Source organism: Nitrosopumilus sp. S6 (assembly GCF_054515815.1).
In genome coordinates, this window is sequence record NZ_JBTNRI010000002.1 from 40,334 (window position 1) to 59,210 (window position 18,877).

19 protein-coding genes are annotated in these 18,877 nt (G+C 35.0%); 6 read left to right on the forward strand and 13 right to left on the reverse strand.

Annotated elements, in window-relative coordinates:
* The first annotated feature begins 77 nt into the window (after positions 1-77).
* Both ACX12B_RS01575 and ACX12B_RS01580 read left to right on the forward strand, forming a co-directional pair.
* On the forward strand, positions 78-899 hold the full coding sequence (locus ACX12B_RS01575; RefSeq protein WP_459352308.1) for a CFI-box-CTERM domain-containing protein: 822 nt from the start codon (positions 78-80) through the stop codon (positions 897-899).
* Positions 900-957: 58 nt separating this feature from the next.
* Positions 958-1,761, forward strand: coding sequence for a PEFG-CTERM sorting domain-containing protein (locus ACX12B_RS01580; protein ID WP_459352309.1), 804 nt, complete (start codon positions 958-960; stop codon positions 1,759-1,761).
* A 13-nt stretch (positions 1,762-1,774) separates the two neighbouring features.
* Here ACX12B_RS01580 and ACX12B_RS01585 read toward each other — a convergent pair whose 3' ends face one another.
* On the reverse strand, positions 1,775-2,413 hold the full coding sequence (locus ACX12B_RS01585; protein ID WP_459352310.1) for a hypothetical protein: 639 nt from the start codon (positions 2,411-2,413) through the stop codon (positions 1,775-1,777).
* Positions 2,414-2,506: 93 nt separating this feature from the next.
* Here ACX12B_RS01585 and ACX12B_RS01590 point away from each other — a divergent pair, with 93 nt between their 5' ends.
* A complete protein-coding gene (locus ACX12B_RS01590; protein ID WP_459352311.1) occupies positions 2,507-5,290 on the forward strand; it encodes a copper resistance CopC/CopD family protein in 2,784 nt (927 codons plus the stop codon).
* Here ACX12B_RS01590 and ACX12B_RS01595 read toward each other — a convergent pair.
* The 3 genes from ACX12B_RS01595 to ACX12B_RS01605 are packed head-to-tail and all read right to left on the reverse strand — an operon-like array spanning position 5,280 to position 7,737.
* Entirely contained in the window at positions 5,280-6,068 is a 789-nt protein-coding gene (locus ACX12B_RS01595; RefSeq protein WP_459352494.1) for a metal ABC transporter permease, read from the reverse strand. The two genes, ACX12B_RS01590 and ACX12B_RS01595, sit on opposite strands and share 11 nt — an antisense overlap.
* A gap of 32 nt (positions 6,069-6,100) precedes the next feature.
* The gene (locus ACX12B_RS01600) at positions 6,101-6,823 is read right to left on the reverse strand and encodes a metal ABC transporter ATP-binding protein (protein WP_459352312.1); all 723 of its coding nucleotides are present in this window, start codon (positions 6,821-6,823) and stop codon (positions 6,101-6,103) included.
* On the reverse strand, positions 6,817-7,737 hold the full coding sequence (locus tag ACX12B_RS01605; protein ID WP_459352313.1) for a metal ABC transporter substrate-binding protein: 921 nt from the start codon (positions 7,735-7,737) through the stop codon (positions 6,817-6,819). The genes ACX12B_RS01600 and ACX12B_RS01605 overlap by 7 nt, the downstream gene beginning before the upstream one ends.
* 90 nt (positions 7,738-7,827) lie before the next feature.
* On the opposite strand from ACX12B_RS01605, the gene ACX12B_RS01610 reads away from it, so the two are divergent.
* Positions 7,828-8,211 carry a CopG family ribbon-helix-helix protein gene (locus ACX12B_RS01610; RefSeq protein WP_014964020.1) on the forward strand — a complete coding sequence of 128 codons (384 nt, stop codon included), beginning with the start codon at positions 7,828-7,830 and terminating at the stop codon, positions 8,209-8,211.
* Here ACX12B_RS01610 and ACX12B_RS01615 read toward each other — a convergent pair.
* From ACX12B_RS01615 to pyrB, 3 genes are read right to left on the reverse strand one after another with little or no spacing between them, the layout of a single operon-like run.
* Positions 8,192-9,562 carry a PEFG-CTERM sorting domain-containing protein gene (locus ACX12B_RS01615; RefSeq protein WP_459352314.1) on the reverse strand — a complete coding sequence of 457 codons (1,371 nt, stop codon included), beginning with the start codon at positions 9,560-9,562 and terminating at the stop codon, positions 8,192-8,194. The genes ACX12B_RS01610 and ACX12B_RS01615 overlap by 20 nt on opposite strands.
* 18 nt (positions 9,563-9,580) lie before the next feature.
* On the reverse strand, positions 9,581-10,291 hold the full coding sequence (locus ACX12B_RS01620; protein WP_459352315.1) for an LON peptidase substrate-binding domain-containing protein: 711 nt from the start codon (positions 10,289-10,291) through the stop codon (positions 9,581-9,583).
* Between the two features lie 42 nt (positions 10,292-10,333).
* Entirely contained in the window at positions 10,334-11,263 is a 930-nt protein-coding gene (gene pyrB, locus ACX12B_RS01625; RefSeq protein WP_459352316.1) for an aspartate carbamoyltransferase, read from the reverse strand.
* Between the two features lie 41 nt (positions 11,264-11,304).
* On the opposite strand from pyrB, the gene pyrI reads away from it, so the two are divergent.
* A complete protein-coding gene (pyrI, locus tag ACX12B_RS01630) occupies positions 11,305-11,766 on the forward strand; it encodes an aspartate carbamoyltransferase regulatory subunit (protein ID WP_459352317.1) in 462 nt (153 codons plus the stop codon).
* Between the two features lie 35 nt (positions 11,767-11,801).
* Here the strand turns inward: pyrI and ACX12B_RS01635 are convergent, their stop codons facing one another.
* Genes ACX12B_RS01635 through ACX12B_RS01660 form a run of 6 tightly spaced genes read right to left on the reverse strand, consistent with a single transcriptional unit; the run spans position 11,802 to position 16,686 of the window.
* A complete protein-coding gene (locus ACX12B_RS01635) occupies positions 11,802-12,110 on the reverse strand; it encodes an ATP synthase subunit C (RefSeq protein WP_459352318.1) in 309 nt (102 codons plus the stop codon).
* A gap of 49 nt (positions 12,111-12,159) precedes the next feature.
* Complete coding sequence (locus tag ACX12B_RS01640) at positions 12,160-12,291, reverse strand: hypothetical protein (RefSeq protein ID WP_459352319.1); 132 nt, start codon at positions 12,289-12,291, stop codon at positions 12,160-12,162.
* 2 nt (positions 12,292-12,293) lie between these two features.
* The gene (locus ACX12B_RS01645; protein ID WP_459352320.1) at positions 12,294-12,923 is read right to left on the reverse strand and encodes a V-type ATP synthase subunit D; all 630 of its coding nucleotides are present in this window, start codon (positions 12,921-12,923) and stop codon (positions 12,294-12,296) included.
* Between the two features lie 4 nt (positions 12,924-12,927).
* Positions 12,928-14,313, reverse strand: coding sequence for a V-type ATP synthase subunit B (locus ACX12B_RS01650; RefSeq protein WP_459352321.1), 1,386 nt, complete (start codon positions 14,311-14,313; stop codon positions 12,928-12,930).
* A complete protein-coding gene (locus ACX12B_RS01655; RefSeq protein ID WP_459352322.1) occupies positions 14,310-16,088 on the reverse strand; it encodes a V-type ATP synthase subunit A in 1,779 nt (592 codons plus the stop codon). Before ACX12B_RS01655 ends, ACX12B_RS01650 begins: the two co-directional genes overlap by 4 nt.
* Position 16,089: 1 nt before the next feature.
* A complete protein-coding gene (locus ACX12B_RS01660; RefSeq protein WP_459352323.1) occupies positions 16,090-16,686 on the reverse strand; it encodes a V-type ATP synthase subunit E in 597 nt (198 codons plus the stop codon).
* Between the two features lie 89 nt (positions 16,687-16,775).
* On the opposite strand from ACX12B_RS01660, the gene ACX12B_RS01665 reads away from it, so the two are divergent.
* Positions 16,776-18,875, forward strand: coding sequence for a V-type ATP synthase subunit I (locus ACX12B_RS01665; RefSeq protein ID WP_459352324.1), 2,100 nt, complete (start codon positions 16,776-16,778; stop codon positions 18,873-18,875).
* Positions 18,876-18,877: the final 2 nt, after the last annotated feature.

Below are 18,877 nucleotides of genomic sequence, written 5' to 3' on the forward strand. Positions count from 1 at the left end.
GGCATAGCATTTCTATGCGTGATTTTTTTTAAGAAAATAGAGTACGATTTTTATTTATCATTTTTTAAAAATATAATATGAAATTTCTTTTTGCTTTACTTCTTGTTCCACTTTTAATGGTTCCAGCATTTGCTGAAACTCAAACATTACCTACAGACAAAAACACTTTGGATGTAAAATTAACATATGATGCAATTGAACCTGGTGTTCAAACTAAGATTAACATAGATTTTATCAATCCACAAACTCAAAAAGTTCAGGAACATATTGACTATACAGTAGCTGTTTCAAAAGATGGTGAGACTGTATTTGGCCCAATTCCACTCACACACACTTCACTTGGTTCTGTTAAAATTCCAATAGAGTTCAATCTTGGTGAAGGAGTATATTCAATGGACTTTGAAGTTGAAGGAATCTTATTCCAACCAATTCCAAGAGAAACAGTATCTTTTGATATTCAAGTAGGTGAAGCAAATGCACAACCAATCACACCACCAGAAGATGAGAAACCAGATGGAGAAAGTGGTGGTTGTCTTATTGCAACCGCAACATTTGGCTCAGAACTAGCACCACAAGTACAACAACTAAGAGAGCTTAGAGACAATACAGTTCTAAAAACAAATTCAGGAATTGCGTTTATGACAACTTTTAATCAATTCTATTATTCATTCTCACCTGCAGTTGCAGACTTTGAAAGAGAACAACCATTTTTCAAGGAAGTTATGAAAGTAACACTAACTCCGATGTTATCATCATTATCATTGCTAAATCATGTAGATATTGATTCAGAGCAAGAAATGTTGGGTTATGGTATCTCCGTAGTACTACTAAATCTTGGAATGTATGTCGGGATTCCTGTATTTGGAATTCTAAAGTTGTACCAATTTAGAAAAAACTAGATTCTATATCTGAAAATTCCAGTGAGGTTTTTATGTATCCGACTAAGTAAACTGTTTAATGAAGACTATAGCAATTTGCTCTCTCTTCGTATTATTTGCTATGGTAGCTGGATTAGTTGCAACAACACCAGCTGCATATGCAGATCATCCAGAAGTCACAATCGTACCAGCAGATGGTTCTGGTGCACCAGGTTGTGAAGAAACTGCAGACGGATGTTACCTTCCAACTACTGCAACAGTAGCTGTTGGAGGTACTGTAATCATGTCAAACACTGACACTGCAGCACACACATACACTTCAGGAACCCCAGATGACGGACCAGATGGTATCTTTGATACTAGTTTGTTAATGGCTGGAGGTTCATTTGAATGGAGTCCAACTGAAGCAGGTGAATATCCTTACTTCTGTATGGTACATCCTTGGATGCAAGGTACGATAATAGCAGAAGCGGAAGGAGCTAGTGACGATGGCGGTGAATTAATGGTTTCAATTGCAGATTCACAAGTAATGGGTGGAACACAAATTGAACTTACATTCAGCGAATTACACGTCAACTATGACATTACTGCAACACAAGGTGGTGAAGTAGTTCTAAAAGAAACTGGACAACATGCAATGGAGTCAACAGCAACTCATCAAATTGATGCACTTGGTTCTGATGATAATCCAATTGATGTAGAAATAGTTTCTCTAGGAATTGGACCACCAGGTGCTGAAGCAGACTGGACTGGACCAACAGGTACAGTTGCAACTGCTAAAGTTGTTCCAGAATTTGGTACAATTGTAATGATGGTACTAACTGTTGCAATCATAAGTATTGTAGCAGTAACTGCAAAATCTAGAGTAATTCCAAGATTTTAGGAATCCTCTTTTTCTATTTTCTTTTTACTAAAGCAATTATCGCTAAGATTATAGCTGCTCCTGCAATTGATAATGCAAATATTGCAAAGTCATATGCAGCTCCACCATCTGATGTTACTTCAGTTTCACCAGACTTTAGTTTAGAAACGTCTTGTTGTAATGATGAAACTGCAGTCTTTAAAGAAGCTACATCAGCAGCTCCTTCACCTTTTGCTGGAGGAAAATCTAGGACAGCAGTTGGCTCTACATCTTCAATTGGGATTTTAATATCAACAGGAACCCCTCTGATTTCTCCTTTGAGTTCTATCATGTATGTTCCAGTTTTAGTAGGGATAACTGGTGAGAAATAATATCCAGGTCGAGGGTCAGAATTGACATCAATTTTCTTTGTTGCACCGCCAAACATAGCAGTCACATCAACATTTTTGAAAGCACTTGTAACGCCTGTAAATGCACCTTCTTTTTCTCCACGTTCAATAACTTTTAGCATGAAATCATTTCTAATTCCAACAACAGGAGGTTCAATTACCCAACCTGCTTCAATTTCATATTGCTCAACATGGACAGTAGTATGGGCAAATGATGGAGCAATCATTCCTATTGAGAACAATAAACCAATAATACCAAAAACTGCGATTTTCACTGCTATCATTTCATAATTACACGTTATTATCTTTACGTGAATTGGTACAAAGTTCGAATTCATAAAAACTGTTTAAATTATGAATAATGATCTGAAGAGTAAATGCAAAAGTTTCTGATTGCCTTATTGATGATATCATTTATTTCAATTCCATTTGCAGCAGCACATCCATTTACTGAAGAAACTATTCCAAGTTTAACATCTAATGCTCCTGCTGGAACAACAGAAGTTATTGTATATTTTTCAGAACCAATTGACATTAACTTTAGTGAGCTCAAAGTATTTGATACAAATGGAAATCAGATAGACAATAAAGATACAGCATATTATGAAGGAGAACTATCTCTTATCATTACAACACCGCCATTAGAAGACGGAGTTTATACTGTATCAACCAAAGTTCTATCCAAAGTAGACGGACATCTTGTTCCAGATGCATTCTTGTTTGCTGTAGGGGATGTTGTAATTGATCCTTCTTTATTAGATGTTGAAAGATCATCAGAGCTTGTATTCTTACCTGAAGCAGGTGCAAGATTTCCAGGACTAGTAGGTCAAACAATTGTTTTAGGAGCAGTTATTGCATCTCTCATAATTTGGGGAACCCAAAACAAACAGCTAATTAGAGAAGAATTAGACAAGATTGGAAACTTCCATCATGGAAAATTTATGTCAATTACAGGAATTGGACTTGTTTTAATTTTCATCTCAAATATTTTGATGATTGCAGTACAAAGCGTAAGACTAGGAGTTTCCCCACTTGATGCAATTCAAACAGATTTTGGAATAACATGGATTATGAGAATGAGCATTACAATAATTCTACTAGGTATTTGGTTTGGCCTTGACAGAAGCAAATCCCTATCAAAAAAGAATCAAATTCCAATGTTAGGAGTAATACTTGCATTAATTGCAACTTCAAGTTTGATTGGACACGGAGCTGCTAGTGGTCACACCCCAGCATTGATACTTGATTATATTCACAACTTAGTTTCAGGGGTTTGGATAGGTGGAATTATCTACTTTGCATTTATTTTACTTCCAACATTTTCTCAATTAAAAGAATCTCAACGAGAAAAGATGAGTCTGTTGATGATTCCTCGATTCTCAATTGCATTTATCATCGCAATAGGAGTTGTAATAATCACAGGTCCAACGTTAATGTGGTTCCTAGAAAGCGATATTGGATTGATTACTGAATCAGTTTATGGTCAATTAATCATTCTAAAGATTTCCATTGCAGCAGTAATGATTGCATTTGGAGGATTTTTCCAATTCAGGTTACAAAAGAATGCTGAGAAAAATCTTCAATCAGGAAAAATTTCTGTTCATAAAAAATTAAAAAAATCACTCAAAGTAGATGTGGTGTTAGGAATCCTACTCTTAGGAGTTGTTTCACTAATCATTAATGGAACATTACCTGCAGGTGAAATTCAAAAAATTGATGCACAAGAGTTTGTTTATGGTTTTAAAACACTAGAGTTTACCGAAAATGCAAAATTTGACATTGACATTTCACCATTTTCAAGTGGTTCAAACACAATTCTAGTAAAGGTTAGTGACTTTGAAGGAAACCCGCTTTATGACTCAAACCAGCTTAAAGTCAAGGTATCAAATCCATCAAAGAACATCTCGCCAATACAAGTTCCAATGAAGATTGTAAAACAAGACGAGAATAGACCAATAGAGTTCCAAGGAGAATTAACATTTGGGTTTTCAGGAGAATGGCTAGTCGAAGTTGAGGCGCAAAGAACTGAAAATGCAAATGAATCAAAGCTTTTGAAGTTACTAGTAAAGCCAAAACTAACAGATATCCAGACACAAATTATCGAATACGAACTACCAGAAGAATCAAAACCACTCTTCCCATTATATGATGGACGAGATTCACTTTGGATAAGCGATGCATCAGCTCCACGTTTGTGGGAATTTTCACTTGAAACTCAAGAATTTATGTCATATTCATTTGATGGAATAACTACCACGTTTCTAACGCAAGACAGAGATGGTAAAATTTGGTTTGTAGATACACCTAGAAACCAAATTGGATTCATAGATCCTCAAACAAAGGAGATCACAACAAAAACAATTCCAAAACTTGATCCTGTTATTTCAGATAATACTCCGCTTTTCATAAAAGCAGACTTTGATGGGAACATTTGGGTTACAGTTGTCAACAAAGACAGAATTGTAAAATACATACCAGAGAAGGATGAATTTGAAGAAATTGTTCTTCCAGGAAAAGAGAACTTGCCATTTGCTTTAGAACTTGATGAAGATGGAAATGTGTGGTTTACAACAACAGGCACAGGCAACATCGGATACATTGATCCAAAAGATAATCATATTACTCAATTTTCAAATGATCCTCCATTACAAGCACCTGAAGCATTACTCTTTGATGATGATGGAAATATTTGGATTGCAGAGCACGCAGGCTTGGCAATTACTAGATTTAACCCAGTTTTAGAGACATTTGAAAGAATTTCCGTGCCTAATGATGAAGCATTACCATTTGGAATGACATTTGATAGATATGGAAATGTGTGGTTTGCTCAACATACGATAGATAGTATCGGAGTGTATGATCCTGACAATAATAATTTGATGGAGATTCCAGTACCTTCTGAAACATCTTTTGTGCAATTCATGACATCAGATGGAGACAACAATGTTTGGTTTGTAGAACAACAAGCAAGTAAAATAGGTACAATAAAGATGACAGAGATTCCAGTTATTTCATCACAGATTCAGTCATCAGAAAAAGTTGAATTAAAGTATACAGAACTTGCATCACCACTAATTGCATTAGGAATTATTGCTGCATCTTTGTTTTATGTGAAGAACATTCATGATAAAAGAAGATTAAATGATTTGATTAATTCTTAGAAAGTAATCCAGCAGATTTTATTCCCATAGTACCTGCAAGTAACCCAATTGAAATTAGAACAATTGTTCCAGCAGGAGTAATATCAAAAACATATGAGACTAGAATTCCTGTAACTACCGAAAAAATTGAAAAACTCATAGAAATAATTGCAGTTTGTTTGAATCCTTTTCCATACATTATTGCTGAAACATTTGGAATTACAAACAGAGCTGAAATTAGTAAAACACCAACAAGTTGAATTGAAGTGACAACGGTAATTCCTGCCATAAAGACTATCAGATAATTTATTTTCTCTACAGGAATTCCGCTAACTTTAGCTTGTTCTTCATTAAATGTTGAATAAAGAAGCTGCCTATACAACACCAATATCACAATTAGAATTGCACCAGTAAGTGCAAGTACCAAAACTGTATCATCAACACTAACAAGCAGAATACTGCCAAAGAGAAAACTGAAGATATCAATAGTAAATCCACCAGATAATCCGATAATTACGAGCCCAACTGCTATGCCTGAAGACAAGAGCACTGCAATTGATGCATCACCAGAGATATTGAATCGGTCTTTTATTCTTGTAATAATTAATGCACTAAGAATAGAAACACCATAAGCTGTCCATAATGGATAAACTCCTGCCAAAAGACCTAATGCAATTCCACCAAAAGATGAATGTGCAATTGCATCACCAAACAAAGAATATCGTCTAAGAACTAAAAATAATCCTACAACTGAACAAAGAATTGCTATAGCAATTCCAGAAATTAATGCTCTATGCATAAAACTATAGGCTAGAATTTCAAAAGACATGATTAATGATGATGCATATGCTCCTGCATCGATGCTTCAGAATATTGTTTGACAAGTTCGTCATCAGAAAAGAATTTTTCAGACTCACCATGGAAAAATAAAGTTCTATTCAAACAAGCAACATGGTTAGCCAGTTGATTTACTGCATCCAAGTCATGAGAAGACCAAATAATGGTAATCTTTTGTTTAGAATTTAGTTCACGTAAGATACTATAGAATAATTCTATACTTTGTTGATCAATTCCAGTTACAGGTTCATCTAAAATCAAAATTTTAGGATTATGTATCAAAGCCTTTGCAATAAAGACTCGTTGTAATTGTCCTCCAGACAATTCCCCTATTCTTCTATTACGAAGTTCATGTATCCACAACTGTTGTAAAATTTCATTAATTTTGTTTTCATCAGATTCATTCCTTAATCCCATTCTAACAACATCACTAACAGTGGCAGGAAAGTTTTTTTCAAAGATTGGTTTTTGAGGTACGTAACCAATTTCTCTAAGATGGTTTTTGGAATTTTTAATATCTTTACCAAAAAATTTGATTTCTCCTTTGTATTTTGTATTGAGTCCGAGCATGCAATCAAAAAGAGTGGATTTTCCAGCACCATTTGGTCCAATTATGCCTAGAAAATCACCTTGATTAACCACAAAACTAACGTCATCAAGGGCTTTTACATCTGGATACTGAACTGAAAGATTACTAATCTCAACTGCTTTCAACACAAGGCCTCCTGCAGATTTTCAAGATTTTGTTTCATTTTGGAAATGTATGTTCCTTCAGATGCAACTTCTAATGGAGACAATACCAAAACTTTGCCACCGATTTCATGTGCAATGGTTTCAGAAGTTCTGGTATCAACTGTTTCTTCACTAAAAATTATTTTGATATCATGTTCTTTGGCAGTTGAAATTACATTTTCTAATGTTTTTGCAGTAGCTTCCCCATGTGAATCAGTTGAAGAAATGATTGTATGTTGATGCAAATTATATTCATCAGCAAAATAGGAAAAAGCATCATGAAATGCAATAAAATCAGAACTACAATTAGACAAATCATTTCGAATTTGAGAATCTAATAAATCCAGTTCTTGAATGTATGATTCTGCATTGGATTGATAGTATTGTTGATTTTCTGGATCATGGTTTGAAAACGCATCTGCAATATTTTGAACCTGAATTTTTGCATAAACTGGATTTAACCAAATATGAGGATCTCCTGATTCATGACCATGTTCATCTGCATGGTCATCTTCCTCAAATTCTTTTACTAAAATTCCATTACTTGTATCAACTATAATCCCTTGATAGTTATTCTCTTCAAGTTTCTCAACCCAGTTTTCAAAACCAATTCCATTAATAATTATCATATCAGATGTTTGCATTTTTTGTACATCTTTTATCGTTGGTTCCCAATCATGAGGTTCAACTCCAACTGGAACAAGTAATATGGCATCAACTTTGTCCTGTCCTACATTTTGTGCAAATTCATGTAACGGATTAAATGATGAAATAACTTGTAGCTTTGAATTTTCAGAAGATGTTGAATTGATATTTGGGGCGGTTCCATAGACTGCAAGTGAGCTTAATGGAATCACTATGGCTATAGCAACTATCGCAAGTTTGGTTTGTCTGTTCACGTACAGTTCATCAAAATTTTATTAATAAATCTATAAAATCTTAATAATATTAATTGCTAAACTTATAAGATAATTAATAACATTAGGCATATGCCAATAGTCTCAATCTCCCTAAATGATGAGATTCTATCAGAATTAGACAAACTGCAATCAAGTATGGGATTCTCAGGTAGGTCTGAGGCAATTAGAGCAGGAATTAGAGCATTTGTTTCAGAAGAAAAACAAAAATCAGATTTGTCTGGCAACATTCATGCAATTCTTTTGGTGGTACACAACGATGAATTTGATCATGTTGTTTCAGGGATAACTCATAACTTTGAGGATCTAATTACAACACATCTTCACAGTAAAATTGACAAAGAAAAATGTATGGAGCTTTTTGTAATAGATGGGGATGCAGAAAAAGTTTCTACCATGACAAAAGATTTTCAGATAAACAAAAACATGGATACTGTTAGACTTGTTGCAATCTAAATGAATTTTTTCTTGTAACAAAGATTACAGATGTAATAGAAATTATCAATACAAGTAATGCAATAGTACCAAATTCAGGTGCAACAACCATTCCAAATTCAGTTTCTTGTCCTGTGTTTCGTATGTTTTCAAATTTAATTATTGTAGGTCCTGTCTGGTCTTCAGCAAACGTATATTTTTCAAATTCACCACCAACTTGTGCTACTCCAGATACACGATGTATTTCTTGTCCATTTTGAATAATTACAAATGTGTAATCAGAGTTTCTTAATGGTTCATTTGTTCTTGCATCTCTAATAGTAAAAACAAAATTTGTGTCAACTCCTGGTTCAAGATCTGCAGGATCCCATGACAAATTAACTTTGAACTCTTCACTTTTTGTATAAGCTTCTAATGGAAAGGCAGTTTTTTCACTAGTAGATAAAGTGAATAAAATATTATCAGGTAATGGTTCGTCTGATTTCTTCATTTCATTTTTCAAAAATCTAAGATGATCTTGCAACAAAACAAAATGAACTATTCTTTCATGATCTTCTGTATAATCATCAACTGAAACTGAAGATTTGAATAATTCAATTCCATTTGCATATCCAGAATAACTAGGAGCTAAAAATTCAACAAAATCTTTTGGAAAATGTACTTCTTCATGTATAACTGAGACATGAGACATGCTACTCTCACCCCAGTCAAAAGGCATCTCAAAAGTTACTTTTTTTGCTACAGGATCATATTGAAAATTTGAAATTTTATCAAAATAGGACTTCATTTTAAATTCTACGTCATTTCCTTCAGCATCTTTTTGAGGATGAGAGCTAGTTTCTACAATACTCAAATCAGCACGATATACACCTGAGTCTTCTATGATGTTGGTGGGCTCATCAATGGTTCTAACTTCAATTTCAAAAGTGTACAGTCCACCTGAATCAAAAACAGGACCAGCAATCTCAATTGGAGATGATTCAGTTCCATGATATGCTCCCAAAAGAGAGTCTTGTTCTCCACTAATTACAAAATTTTCATATCCTTGTTGTGATGAAATCTTTATTGGTAAAACACCATTTTCTGTGAAAAAATAATTTCTAAAAATCATCTCATTGCTATGGAATAATCCAATGAGAAATGTAACATTTTTTGCAGGTTCGTCTGTTTCTTTATCAGTTGCAGTAATTGTAATTTGTTCTTGTTCGTTTTCAAAGTACATTGGCATCTCTACTGAAATTGAGATTTCTTTTCCAGCAACATTTACTGATGATATGGTATCAATTCCCAATCCATGGCCATATACACTACTTGCTGGAAACAACAAACAGGCTGCTAATGCCAATATTGAAAACTTTGTAATCGACATCATCTCAAATCTTACTTGGGGCTATTTTACTGTGAGTAATTCTTCAACTTTTTGAATTAATTCAGCCATTGTTGTAGCCTCCAAGATTGGTTGTAGATCATTAGGATCTTTTGCTCCAAGTGCCGAAAGGGAATAGATGTAATCAATTGTAGGAGTATCAGTTGTAAGATAGTATTGTTCTAAAACATGATGTAAAGAATGTGGTTCAACTACTTGGGGTAATGCTTGTTTGATAATTTTCTTTTTCCATAATTCAACAAGATTTTGCCATGTCTCTATAGAAAGGTCCTCATCAATTTCAGGAATCAATTCAACTTCAGCTTGAATGTACATTTTTGCTTCAGTTCCAATTTTTTCATGTATCTCAGAGATTTGTTGATGACCCTCAACTGAAAGTGGGTCATAGTTTTCAGGCTGGGGAATTGAAGGAGGAATAATTTTTTTAATTTTAAATGAATTTCTTCCTAATGTCTCAATGTGAAGTTGCAGTCCATCCATTTCAACGTCTTCACATTTTGTAATTTTTGCAATAGTACCAACTGTCTTTGGAGAATTCCAACCATTAACTGAATTTGTTTCATCAATTAGACAAACACCAAATTGACCATCTCCAAGCATACAATCATCAACTAACTGCTTGTAACGTGGCTCAAAGATTCTCAAAGGAAGTTCTTGTCTAGGAAACAATACCAAGTCTAGTGGAAAAATTGGAATTACTTTAGTTTCTGCCAATAACCATTGTTGAAACGTCTCTAGATATATGGAATACGGATTCTAAAAGCCGTTTTCGTTTAATGTCAAGCCCAATAATGCAGCACGAGTATATTTTCCATATTCAGCTTGCTCAAAGTATTTTGCATTTTTAGTTTTATCAATGTCAGTTGAGATTTCATCAATTCTTGGAAGTGGATGTAAAATTATGCTATCGTCTTTCATTTGTTTGAGCAAATCCAATCCCACAACATAGCTGCCCTTTACTTTGAGATATTCTTCTTCATCAGGGAATCTCTCTTTTTGAATTCTTGTTACATAAAGAACATCCAAATCATCAATGTGTTCTTCAATGTTTGTAGATTCAGTATAGTCTAATCTCTGTTTGATTTCATAAGTTGAATCAGATCTAATTCTTAGTGATTCTGGAGAAATTAAACGAACATCAACATCATAATTTCCCAATCCATACAACAAAGAGTAAACTGTTCTGCCATACTTTAGATCACCAACAATTCCAATCTTTAGTCCATCAATCTTTTTCTTTTCTTTTTTAATTGTAAACAAATCTTGAATTGCTTGGGTTGGATGCTCTTCAGTTCCACTACCAGCATTGATTACAGGTTTGTCTGAAACTTCAGCTGCAAATCTACTAGAGCCATCTAACGTATGTCGTAAAACTAGAACATCAGAATAAATCGACATTATTCTAACAGTATCAGCCAAACTTTCACCTTTCTGAGTTGATGAAGAATTTGTATCAGCAATTCCCAAAGAATTTCCCCCAATTGATGCCATTGCAGAATCAAAACTTAGACGGGTTCTAGTACTTGGTTCATAGAACAGATATGCCAATGTCATTCCCTTACAGATTTCTCTTCTATCTGAGGGATTCAATTGCATAATTTTATCAGTAGATGCAAAGATTTTTTCAAGTTGATCCTTCTCAAAGTCCTTAATTGAGATTATGTCTTTTTTGTAGAACTCGTTCATTCTCTCAATGATATATACAGGTGGGTATACAAAGTATTCTGATGGAACAGTCCGAACTTATGGTTCGACGAATTAAGGAAGGTACTGTAATTGACCATATTGATGAAGGTAAAGGTCTTCAGGTACTCAATGCTTTGAGAATAGATGGCAAAGATGGTAGTCTAATTACTATAGCCTTGAATGTCCCAAGTGGAAAATTTAAGAAAAAAGACATCATCAAAGTAGAAAACAAGTTTCTAAAAGACGATGATACCAACAAGATTGCAGTAATTGCACCCAAAGCTACTATCAACATGATCAAGGACTACAAATTAGTAGAAAAGAGAAGAGTGTCACTGCCAAATGAGATTGACAAAATATTTCGATGCTCAAATCCAGATTGCATTACAAACAGTACTGAGCACATAGAATCCATTATGGACGTAATTGACAAAGAAGGAACTGTTCTCAAATGCAGATATTGTGCAAGAGTGTTAGATGTAAACCAGCTAAAATATTATTAAAAAATTTTAAAAATTGAAAAATATGTTGTTTAGGACTATTGTCCTAAGATGATAAACATCATGACTATACCGTAGATTGCGATTGATTCGACCATACCTACGAAGATGAACACCTTAGATTGTAAAGCTGGGTTCTCACTAATGACTGCAAGACCTGCTGCACCTACTTGACCAAGACCAATACCAGCACCAAATGCTGCAAGACCGAATGCTAGACCAGCACCGAGAATTTTCAATGAGTCTGAACTTCCTGCTGCTCCTTCTTCTGCAGCATAAGCAAGACTAGTAGATCCTGAAATAGAAATTACAGCTGCTGCCATAAGTAACAAGACTATAGTTTTCATGGATGATGTGCCTCCTCAAAGTCCATATTTAAATCATGGTGAGATTGGATCATATTTTTTCTAGTGCTTTCTTTTTGAAAGAGTTGAGATCATCTTTTACAGATTTTGTAAAATTTTCATACTCGCTTTCTAGTGATCGTTTAGAATCTTCAATTATTTTTTTGATTTCTTCTTTTCCCATTATTATCTACTCTCCATCTTTGCCTTGACTTTTTTTAACTTTGCGAATTCTTCTCTTTCTCTTTCCTCAAGAGTGGCGATGATAAATCTCACTTTTTGTTGATATTGAGGAATAATGACATTTTCAAGGGCATTAAGTAATTTCTGAGTTTTCTCTAATGCTTTTGCAAGACTAAAGATTGAATTTTCATATTCTGCTGCTTTACAAATTTTTGGCAAAAGTTCTTTGATCTGTTTTGCTGCTCTATCAATTGAAGAGTTTGTATCAGCAAAGCCATATGGCATTGATTTTGTATCTTTTTCAGTTACAGATAATGCAGGAATTTTTACATCAACAACTCTTCTGACATTAACTTCTACTTCCATAACAGAAGGAGTAGATTCAGCAACAGAGTCTACAGTTGAAGAACCTAATGCCAAATATGCTTCGTTAACAGAACTGTAGATGTCTTGGAGTGGTTCCCATATTCCACCTCTTGCTTTAGAGGCTTCTTCAATCATCTCTTCAATGTTTTTTAGAAGGACTTTACGCTTATCATCTAGAATTTTCTGTACCATTACGGCTACTTGACTAGATTTTTTGTATTTGAAAAGTTCAATTTTTGTAGCAGCAACATTTTGTCCAAATGACATTTTGCTACTCTTCCTTGTAATACTGGTCTACGTACTTATCTTTGATTTTTGTAATTTCGTTCTTTGGTAGTTTAGATACAATCTTCCACAAGACACCTAATGTTTCTTCAATGGTTCTATTCTCATCAGTTGCTTGTGTAAGGAATTCATTTTCAAAGACATCACCTACATCCATGTATTTCAAGTCAATTTCAGTAAGTCCTGCTTTACCTACAATTCCTGCAAGTGCTCTAACTTCTTGTGCTCTAGAGTATGCATCATAAACCTGATTTGAAATTTCACCATGATCTGCTCTGGTACTTCCTTCACCAATACCATCTTTCATCAGTCTTGAGAGACTCATCAAGATGTTTACTGGTGGGTAAACTCCTTGTCTGAACAAATCTCTACCAAGTACAATTTGTCCTTCTGTAATGTAACCAGTAAGGTCAGGAATTGGGTGAGTAATATCATCAGAAGGCATTGACAAGATTGGAACTTGTGTAACACTTCCTTTCTTTCCATTTAGTTTTCCTGCTCTTTCATAAATTGTTGAAAGGTCAGTGTAAAGATAACCAGGATAACCTTTTCTTCCAGGTACTTCCTCTCTTGCTGCACTAATCTCTCTGAGTGCTTCTGCATAGTTTGTCATATCAGTAAGAATTACCAAAACGTGCATTCCTAATTCAAATGCCAAATATTCAGCAACTGTTAATGCAACACGAGGAGTAATAATTCTCTCAATTGCAGGATCGTCTGCTGTGTTTAAGAAAAGAACACTTCTTTTTAGAGCACCAGATTCTTCAAGACTTCTTCTGAAATATTCTGCTTCACTGTATTGCACACCAATTGCTGCAAAGACTACAGCGAAATCATCTTGTGTACCAATTACACTTGCTTGTCTTGCGATTTGGGCTGCTAAGAGATTGTGTGACATACCAGAACCTGAAAAGATTGGAAGTTTCTGTCCTCTAACTAGAGTAATCATTCCATCAATAACAGATACACCAGTTTGAATGAAGTCTTTTGGATATTCACGTTGTTCTGGGTTCATTGGTTCACCGTTAATGTCAATAAATTTATCAGCAATAGGATCTGGTAGTCCGTCTTTTGGTCTACCTAAACCATCAAAGACTCTACCAAGTACTTCTCTGGAAACTGGCATTTCCATAACTTTACCTACAAACTTTGCATTTGTTGCGGCAATTGATAATCCAGTAGTTCCCTCAAAAACTTGGACGATTGCTTTACCGTTTCCAACTTCGAGAACTTTACCTAATCTTCTTTCACCATCTGTAGTTTCAATTTCAACTAATTCATCAAATGCTGCATTCTCAACGTCATCTACAATAACTAAAGGACCTTTGATTTCTGCAATCTTACTGTATTGGACTCCGCCTTCTGCTGTCAATTTGATACTTTCACTCCTGTAATTGATTTGAATTCTTCTTGCATGTCTTTTTCTAGTTGATCAAGTTTTGGCATCTCATCGTCTTTAACATCCATTCTTGCTTTGAGAAGTGAAGTAATACTTTTCATTGCACGAATGTCAGACAAAGGAGTTCCTTCCTTGATTGCTTGTTGACCTTTCTTGTAAAAGTCAACTAGTAATTTCATTAGTTTGTATTGTTTCTCTGGACTACAATAAGTGTCAACATCATCAAATGAGTTTTGTTGCAATAGACCAATCTTTACCATTCTTGCAACTTCAAGAATCAATTTTTCTTCATCTGGAAGTGCTTCAGGTCCTAAGAGTCTAACAATTTCTTTTAGTGTATCTTCTCTTTGTAAGACACCATAAACTTCACTTCTAAGACTTAGCCAATCTTCGCTGATGTTTTCTCCCCACCACTTTGCAATGTCTGCAAGATAACCAGAGTAGCTGTTCATCCAGTTAATTGATGGATAGTGTCTAGAGTATGCTAGCTTTGCATCCAAAGCCCAGAATGTTTTGATAAATCTCATGGTGTGAGTTGTAACTGGTTCTGTAAAGTCACCACCAGATGGTGAAACAGCACCAATCAAAGTTACAGAACCATCACGGTCTGGACTTCCTGCTGCTCTAACACGACCTGCTCTTTCATAAAATTCCGCTAATCTTGATGCAAGATATGATGGATAACCTTCTTCTGCAGGCATCTCTTCTAATCTACCACTCATTTCTCTGAGTGCTTCTGCCCATCTGCTTGTAGAATCTGCTACAAGTACAACGTCTTTACCCATATCTCTGTAATATTCTGCAATTGTTACACCAGTGTAGATACTTGCTTCTCTTGCTGCTACTGGCATGTTACTAGTATTTGCAACAAGTACAGTTCTATCCATAAGTGGTTTTCCACTACGTGGGTCTTTGAGATGTGGGAACTCGACAAGTACCTCTGTCATTTCATTTCCTCTCTCACCACAACCGATGTAAACTACAACTTGGGAATCTGCCCATTTTGCAATTTGGTGTAATGTAACTGTCTTTCCTGTTCCAAATGCTCCTGGAATTGAACCTGTTCCTCCTTTTGCAATTGGGAAGAATGTATCAATTACACGTTGTCCAGTAAGTAGTGGAACTGTTGGATCGTATCTGTTCTTGTATGGACGTGGCTTTCTTACAGGCCATCTGTGATACATTTTGAGTTCAACGTTTTGACCGTCACTCTCAGTTGTTGCCAATACAGTTTCTAAATCATAATCTCCTTCTGATACAATGTTTGCAATTTTTCCACCTTTGTGGTCTGGTGGAACCATAATAGAGTGTTCAATAAGATCAGTTTCTTGTACAGTTCCAATTACATTTCCTGCTGCAACTTCATCACCATTACTAACTGTTGGAACAAAGTGATACTTTTTGGTCATGTCAACTGGAGTAGTTGTAATACCTCTTCCGATAAAGGAACCAGAAGCTTCTGATAATGCTCTTAGTGGTCTTTGAATTCCATCATAAAGTTGTCCAATAATTCCAGGACCTAACAAAACACTAAGGGGGTTTCCAGTACCAACTACAGGTTCGCCTGGTTTTAATCCACTTGTTGATTCATAAACTTGGATAAATGCTACATCTCCTGTTAATCTAATTACTTCACCGACTAATTTTGAATCTCCAACAGTTACTGTTTCGTACATCTTTGCTTCAGACATACCATCGGCCCTAACTGCAGGACCACTTACCCAAACAATTCTACCTTGAGCTGCCATCTTATTCTCCTACCCCGAATTTGGATGCAATCTCTTTCCTTATTAAAGGCTTCAGACGTTCAATTCTTGCATCGATCGTATTATCAAATGTCATTGCACCATCTTTTGATTTTACAACAACGCCACCAAGACAATCAATTGTATCAGAAGACATTTCAGCTCCTGAGAATTGAGATAAAGTTGATTGGACTACATCTTTGTCTTTTGCATTTGTAGCAACTGTAATTTCTGAAGTTCCCAAAATTTGAGTTGCTTCTTCAATCATTGTTTTAATTAAATTAGAATAATCACCACTGCGATCAGCATTTGCAATTTGTTCAAGTGCTTTTGAAAATACTTTATCGACTGCATCTTCTAATGCGATTAATTGTTTATTTCTAGCCTCAATATCGGCACTTCCCATAATCTGTTTTTCAATTTTATCGGCTTCTTTTTTTCCATCTGCAATAATTTTATCAAATTCTTGTTCAAGTTTAGGAACAGAATCATCAAGTGATTTGAGAGATTCATTTAAAGCAGATTCAACATTTGAAAGGACAGATTTCTCGGTTTGTTCAAGAATTTTGCTAATAGTGGTTTCTAAAGCAGAATTTGCCAATGAGTCGCGTAAATCCGTAATAGATTTTAATGTTTGGGAATTGCGTTTCAGAAAGATATTAAAATCAAAGGAGTTCCTGTTGGATTATCTTGGTAGTAGCCGATCTAAAACTTGGAAGCATAATTTTACCAAGAAGTGAGTCTCCAAGTGCAGTTTCTAGACTAACAGAGTTTGAATGGTTTCATAAGATCGATACTGAAAATGACTTAGTCACACCAGAAATCGATGATCTTCTGTTAGAAGCACAAAAAACCTACCAATCAATTGATGATGTGATTAAAGGACTAGGAGTTCCACCAACTGTAGGAATTTTAGAAATTTTGTTCAAAGGAACTATCATCAAAAAGAAGGATTATGAAATTGGTGAAATTGAAGATATGGTAAATGATCTCAAAAAGAGAGCTCCATCAATAATTGACGAACCAGCAAAGCTTCTAGAAGAACAAGCAGACACAAAAAGAGGAATTGAAGAATATCGTTCATTAAAAGAGACTTTAGAAGTTGCTAAGAAACTCAACATTGATCTTTCAGGATTTGGATTGATGAAATATTTCTATACAAATCTCTTTGTGATAAATTCTGAAGACTTTGAAGAAATTAGTAGAGCATTAGAAGGTATTACATTTTACAAATATGATTTAGAAAGTAAAGACAAAGCTGCAATTCTAGTAATTTGTGGAATTGACGATTCAGAAAAAGCACTCAAAGTACTAAGAGGCTTTAACGCAAATCCATTTTCCATTCCAGATGGCATGTCACAAATTCCATCAGAAGCCTATACCAATGCTGAAGCAAAATTAAAAGAACTTACAGCAAAACAGGCACAAATTGCAAAGCAGATTGCAGGAATTAAGAAAAAGATTAGACGTGATATTCTTGTATTACACGAAGAAGCACTTGTTGCAAAAGATGTTCTTGAGACTTTAAGAAAACCAGGAGGAACTAAACACTTTGCAGTAATTCAAGGATTCATTCCAAGTAAGATGGAAGAGAAGTTCAAAAATATTACAAAACAATGGACTTCACTAACTGAAGAAATTACAGATCCTAAACATAAAGAGCAAATTCCAACTTTATTTGATAACAAAAAATTCGTTAGAACTTTTGAAGTAATTACAGAAAGCCAGGGCATTCCAAGAAAAGGAGAAGCAGACCCTACACCAATGATTGCCTTGATGTGGCCAATTTTCTACGGACTGATGTTTGCAGATTTGGGTCACGGTTTATTGTTGATGGCAATGGGATTGTTATTCAAATTCAAAGGACAAGGTAATCTTTCCAGATGGGGAATGTTAATTGCTATTTCTGGAGCAGCAGCAGCTATTGCAGGTGTAGGAGCAGGAGAAGCGTTTGGTTACCATCTCGATCATATGGGACCATTAGAAGGATTGTTAGAAGAAGGAGGAGCATTACATTCAGTAAGTTGGATTGTAGGTATTCTCAGTGTTGCAGAATTAACATTTGAACAAGTAATCAATATTCTCAAAGTTTCATTATTCATTGGAATTATTCATCTTGTTTGGGCAATGGTTCTTAGAATTAAGAGATTAGCTAAAGAAGGTCATAAAATTGTGATGTACATGGAAGCAATTCCAAACATCACACTCTATGGCGGTATTGTAGTTATCATGATGTGTGCAATTGGTTCACAATATGATGTCATGAACATGTATTCCAAAGTACACACAGAAGCAGTCCCATGGGTTACAATATTCTTAGGAGAATGGGCACAAGTATGGATTGTTACAAGAATTGCAGTTGTAATTGTAATTGCATCTATGGCATTAATGATGGTTGGAGGAATATTGCATGCAAAGAAACATCCAGAAGATGGAGGTTCGGCGGCAAATGTAGTAATGGAGGTATTCCTTGGAAAAACGGTAGAAAGTTTAGCTCACACAATCAGTTATGCTCGACTTGGAATTATGTTATTGGTGCACGCAGCACTGTTACTCACAGTAAATAATGCATTTTCATCATTGGGCGGTGCAGAATCAATTGGTGCATGGGCAATGATAATTGGAGGTAACTTGGGAATTATGATGATTGAAGGATTAATTGTGTACATTCAATCACTCAGATTGCATTTGTATGAATACTTTACAAAATGGTATGATGGTGGTTCACAACCATTTAGACAAATTAGACCAGAATTAATTTACAACCAATTTGTTTGGAAAAGAAAATAAAT

Bases quoted from the DNA above. Each gene is read 5' to 3' on its own strand.
- ACX12B_RS01590 (WP_459352311.1), top strand. From the start codon at position 2,507: ATGCAAAAGTTTCTGATTGCCTTATTGATGATATCATTTATTTCAATT.
- pyrB (WP_459352316.1), bottom strand. From the start codon at position 11,263: ATGAACGAGTTCTACAAAAAAGACATAATCTCAATTAAGGACTTTGAG.
- ACX12B_RS01610 (WP_014964020.1), top strand. From the start codon at position 7,828: ATGCCAATAGTCTCAATCTCCCTAAATGATGAGATTCTATCAGAATTA.
- ACX12B_RS01635 (WP_459352318.1), bottom strand. From the start codon at position 12,110: ATGAAAACTATAGTCTTGTTACTTATGGCAGCAGCTGTAATTTCTATT.
- ACX12B_RS01615 (WP_459352314.1), bottom strand. From the start codon at position 9,562: ATGATGTCGATTACAAAGTTTTCAATATTGGCATTAGCAGCCTGTTTG.
- ACX12B_RS01580 (WP_459352309.1), top strand. From the start codon at position 958: ATGAAGACTATAGCAATTTGCTCTCTCTTCGTATTATTTGCTATGGTA.
- pyrI (WP_459352317.1), top strand. From the start codon at position 11,305: ATGGAACAGTCCGAACTTATGGTTCGACGAATTAAGGAAGGTACTGTA.
- ACX12B_RS01640 (WP_459352319.1), bottom strand. From the start codon at position 12,291: ATGGGAAAAGAAGAAATCAAAAAAATAATTGAAGATTCTAAACGATCA.
- ACX12B_RS01645 (WP_459352320.1), bottom strand. From the start codon at position 12,923: ATGTCATTTGGACAAAATGTTGCTGCTACAAAAATTGAACTTTTCAAA.
- ACX12B_RS01575 (WP_459352308.1), top strand. From the start codon at position 78: ATGAAATTTCTTTTTGCTTTACTTCTTGTTCCACTTTTAATGGTTCCA.
- ACX12B_RS01655 (WP_459352322.1), bottom strand. From the start codon at position 16,088: ATGGCAGCTCAAGGTAGAATTGTTTGGGTAAGTGGTCCTGCAGTTAGG.
- ACX12B_RS01595 (WP_459352494.1), bottom strand. From the start codon at position 6,068: ATGCATAGAGCATTAATTTCTGGAATTGCTATAGCAATTCTTTGTTCA.
- ACX12B_RS01585 (WP_459352310.1), bottom strand. From the start codon at position 2,413: ATGATAGCAGTGAAAATCGCAGTTTTTGGTATTATTGGTTTATTGTTC.